The organism is Stenotrophomonas sp. HMWF023 (assembly GCF_003060985.1).
GTDB classification, from domain to species: Bacteria; Pseudomonadota; Gammaproteobacteria; order Xanthomonadales; family Xanthomonadaceae; genus Stenotrophomonas; species Stenotrophomonas lactitubi.
This window is the reverse complement of sequence record NZ_QAIJ01000281.1, coordinates 1-4,290: the sequence shown is the minus strand read 5'-3', so window position 1 is coordinate 4,290 and position 4,290 is coordinate 1. Positions and strand designations below refer to the sequence as shown.

Here is a 4,290-nt window from a genome sequence, read left to right as displayed (position 1 = left end):
TCCGCCGTACTGCTGGCGGGCCTGTACGCGCATGGCGAGACCAGCGTGACCGAGCCGCACCCGACCCGCGACTACACCGAGCGCATGTTGTCCGCGTTCGGCGTGGACATCGCGTTCTCGCCGGGCCAGGCGCGCCTGCGTGGCGGCCAGCGCCTGCGCGCGACCGACATTGTGGTGCCGGCCGACTTTTCCTCGGCCGCGTTCTTCCTGGTTGCTGCCAGCATCATTCCGGGTTCCGAGCTGCGACTGAAGCAGGTCGGCCTCAATCCGCGCCGTACCGGCCTGCTGCACGCGCTGCGCCTGATGGGTGCGGACATCACCGAAGAGAACCCGGCAGAGCAGGGGGGCGAGCCGGTGGCCGATCTGGTGGTGCGCTACGCGCCGCTGAAGGGCGCGCGCATTCCGGAGGAACTGGTGCCGGACATGATCGACGAATTCCCGGCCCTGTTCGTGGCCGCTGCCGCCGCTGAAGGGCTGACCGTGGTGACCGGCGCCGCCGAACTGCGGGTGAAGGAATCCGATCGTCTGGCGGCGATGGCGACCGGCCTGCGCGCGCTGGGCATGCAGGTGGACGAGACCGAAGATGGCGCCACCCTGCACGGCGGCGTATCGCTGGGCAGTGGCACCATTGAAAGCCACGGCGATCATCGGATTGCGATGGCCTTCGCCATTGCCGGCCAGATCAGCCATGGCGAAGTACGCGTCAACGACATCGCCAACGTCGCCACGTCCTTCCCGGACTTCGACGGCCTGGCCCGCAGCGCCGGCTTCAACCTGGCCTGATCGGCACCGCATCCGCCGGGCTTGGCCTGGCGGATCACATGGCCTGGTAGGTGCCAACCTTGGTTGGCACGCTTCTGCGCACAAAAAAACGGAGGCCGAAGCCTCCGTTTTCATTTCAGGCGTTACCGACGATCAACGTTCGGTACGGAAATCCACCGGTACACGCACCACGCTGGCCACGGCACGGCCCTGCTGCACGGCCGGCTCGAACTTCCAGCCCTGCACGGTGTTCAGCACGGCGCGGTCCAGGTCGCGGCTGCGTTCGCCGCTGCGCGACACGATCGCCGCATCGGTCACGTTGCCACGGGTATCCACGTTCAAGCTGGCAACCACGCTGCCCTGCACGCCACTACGCAGCGCAGCGGCCGGATAGCTGGGCTTGCTGTTGCTGGCCAGCGGACGCGCCTCACGGTTGCGTACGGCCGGAGCCGCCTTGCGCTCGGTCTGCGCGGGCGCGGCCTGGCGCGTCGCGGGGGCGGGTGTGGCAGCAACCGGCGTCTCAGTAGCCGGCAGCATGCGCTCGCTTACCGGCGCAGGCGCAGGTTCGTCATGATTGGAAAAACGCAGCCAGACCAGAGCTGCTGCAAACATCGCCACGATCAGGGCCAACCACAGCCAGGGAGACGCCGAGCGGGGCTCAAGCGCGCCATCCTGCTGCAGTTGCGGGGAATGAAGGTTTTCGTGGGTGGTGGCAGTCATCGCAAACTCCTCGCGTCAGTAACGACGCCCAGAGTGTTGCCCGAGGCGGCGTCACAGCGTGTCAGCATTGCGTCAACGCGACCTGCAAGGTTCAGCTTTTCTGGGGGAAACGTTCAGTTACTGCGGCTTGAAGTCGAACGGCACTTCAATGCTGCCCGGCACCGGCTGACCATTGCTGACCGCCGGGCTGAAGCGCCAACGACGCACCGCGTCCGTTGCCGCGCGGTCCAGTTCACGCGAACCGCTGCGCTGGATCACCGTCACGTTGTTTGGATAACCGGTGGCATCCACTTCCACCCGCACCACCACGCTGCCGGCTTCGCCGCGTCGCAGGGCAGCGGCCGGGTAGGCCGGCGGCGGCGACTGGCCGGCAATCGGCATCGGTTGCGCATTGGCGGTTGCCGGTGCCGCAGTGCCCGGCGCGGCCGGAGTCGGTTCAACCGTGGCCGGCTGCGGCGGCGGGGCGGTCTCCACCAGCTTCGGCGCATCTTCTTCGTCCGGCACCGGGGCCGGCTTGGCGTCGGGCATGTCGCTGGAGCCCGCGGCTGCGGCCAGCGGCTCGGGCAGTGGTTCCACCTGGGCGGTTTCCTGCGGCGTCTGCGCGGCCGGGTCGGCACGGAAGAACTGCTTGTCGCGTCCGGTCAGCCAGACCAGCACGAACAGCAGGATGCCCACGCCGAAGGCGATGCCGGCGATCTTCAGGGCGTTGCGCGGGATATGCACGGTGAACGACTTGGCAGGCGACAGACGGGGAGCAGACATGGACCAGACCAGTACGGAATGCCTCGATTCTGCCACGGCCGGAATGAACCGGGCGGCAGAAATCCGTATAACAGGCGATAATCCCGTTCCTGTTACCCACCACGACGCCTGCCATGCTTGATCCAGCCCTGCTCCGCCACCAGCCCGCCGACCTCGCCGAACGCCTGCGCACCAGCCGCGGCTTCGAGCTCGACGTGTCTGCCCTGGAGTCACTGGAGGCGGATCGCAAGCGCATCCAGGTGCGTACCCAGGAACTGCAGAGCCTGCGCAACAGCCGCTCCAAGGCCATCGGCCAGGCCAAGGCCAAGGGCGAGGACGTTTCGGCCATCATGGCCGAGGTGGCCGCCTTTGCCGATGAGCTGAAGGCCTCGGAAGTCGCGCTGGACGTGCTGCGCGAGAAGATCGACACGATCTCGATGGGCATCCCGAACATTCCCGCCGATGACGTGCCGGCCGGCGCCGATGAGAGCGAGAACGTCGAGCAGTCGCGCTGGGGCACCCCGCGCCAGTTCGATTTCAAGGTGCTCGACCACGTTGAACTGGGCGCGCGCAACAAGTGGCTGGACGGCGAGACTGCCGCCAAGCTGTCCGGCTCGCGCTTCACCGTGTTGCGTGGCCCGATCGCGCGCCTGCACCGTGCCCTGGCCCAGTTCATGCTCGACCTGCACAGCGGCGAGCACGAGTACCAGGAAACCAACGTGCCGGTGATCGTCAACGCCGACAGCCTGTACGGCACCGGCCAGCTGCCCAAGTTCGAGGAAGACATGTTCATCACCCAACTGGGTGAGCAGAAGCGTTACCTGATCTCGACCTCGGAAATCTCGCTGACCAACATCGCCCGCGACGAGATCCTTGACGCCGAGCGCCTGCCGCTGCGCATGACCGCCCACTCGCTGTGCTTCCGTTCCGAAGCCGGCAGCGGTGGTCGCGACGTGCGTGGCATGATCCGCCAGCACCAGTTCGAGAAGGTCGAGCTGGTCTCGATCTGCCGCCCGGAAGACAGCGACGCCGAGCACCAGCGCATGACCCGCTGTGCCGAAGTTGTGCTGGAGAAGCTGGGTCTGCCGTACCGCAAGGTGCTGCTGTGCACCGGCGACATGGGCTTCTCGGCCATCAAGACCTACGACCTGGAAGTCTGGCTGCCGTCGCAGGAGACCTACCGCGAGATTTCCTCGTGCTCGAACTGTGGCGACTTCCAGGCCCGCCGCATGCAGGCCCGCTGGCGCAACCCGGCCACCGGCAAGCCGGAGCTGGCACATACGCTGAACGGCTCGGGCGTGGCCGTCGGCCGCGCCATGATTGCGGTGATGGAGAACTACCAGAACGCCGACGGCAGCATCACCGTGCCTGAAGCCCTGCGCCCGTACATGGGCGGTATCGAAACCATCGGTTGAACCCGGTAGATGCCATGCTTGCATGGCACTGCTCTGGCTTTGGTGGGTGCCATGCTTGCATGGCACCGCATCCACGCATGGCGTGGATCTACTGAGGCGGTGTGGCATCCACGCATGGCGTGGATCTACTGAGGCGGTGTGGCATCCACGCATGGCGTGGATCTACTGAGGCGGTGCGGCATCCACGCACCGGGGGACTGGGGCTCTGCAGTAGATCCACGCCATGCGTGGATAGCGCAAACCATCAACCCGCTGCGCGCAGCTTCTCCAGCGGCACCCAACCCGCTTCCCCCGCCTCCGGCACACACCACGCCCACCCATTGAGCGTGCGCACGCCGCGCAGCTGCTGCCCCGGGTCCACATCCAGCTCTCGCGCGCAGTAGTCGTCCGTGGCAAACGCGCCACCCTGTGCATCGCGACCGATCACCGGTGCCGGCACGAAGCCCGGCTGCTGCCCCTCGGCCTCGCACAGATACCAGTCTTCCCAACCCTCGGCCCCCTCATAACGCTCGCCCACCACCAGCGCCTGCCCACGGCGCAGGGTGATCGGATGCGGGAATTCGCTGCGGTGCGCAGCCATCACGATGTAGTTCATCGCACCATGGTGGCAAAAAAAAGCGGCCCCGCAAAAGCAGGGCCGCCAGGGTAGGGT

4 protein-coding genes and 1 pseudogene are annotated in these 4,290 nt (G+C 66.8%); 2 read left to right on the top strand and 3 right to left on the bottom strand.

The genetic code is table 11. The features are described from left to right. Positions 1-783, top strand: a pseudogene (locus tag DBR20_RS23330) (3-phosphoshikimate 1-carboxyvinyltransferase); the annotation flags it as partial. A gap of 132 nt (positions 784-915) precedes the next feature. On the opposite strand, the gene DBR20_RS15935 reads toward DBR20_RS23330, so the two are convergent. Then, positions 916-1,482 carry an energy transducer TonB gene (locus DBR20_RS15935; RefSeq protein WP_108266851.1) on the bottom strand — a complete coding sequence of 189 codons (567 nt, stop codon included), beginning with the start codon at positions 1,480-1,482 and terminating at the stop codon, positions 916-918. 117 nt (positions 1,483-1,599) lie between these two features. Continuing rightward, positions 1,600-2,244 (bottom strand): energy transducer TonB, encoded by a 645-nt coding sequence (locus DBR20_RS15930; RefSeq protein ID WP_108266849.1) that lies wholly within the window; start codon positions 2,242-2,244, stop codon positions 1,600-1,602. Between the two features lie 113 nt (positions 2,245-2,357). Here DBR20_RS15930 and serS point away from each other — a divergent pair, with 113 nt between their 5' ends. Continuing rightward, positions 2,358-3,638 (top strand): serine--tRNA ligase, encoded by a 1,281-nt coding sequence (gene serS, locus DBR20_RS15925; RefSeq protein WP_108266847.1) that lies wholly within the window; start codon positions 2,358-2,360, stop codon positions 3,636-3,638. A gap of 244 nt (positions 3,639-3,882) precedes the next feature. On the opposite strand, the gene DBR20_RS15920 is transcribed toward serS, so the two are convergent. Next, complete coding sequence (locus DBR20_RS15920) at positions 3,883-4,233, bottom strand: ligand-binding protein SH3 (protein WP_108266845.1); 351 nt, start codon at positions 4,231-4,233, stop codon at positions 3,883-3,885. Positions 4,234-4,290: the final 57 nt, after the last annotated feature.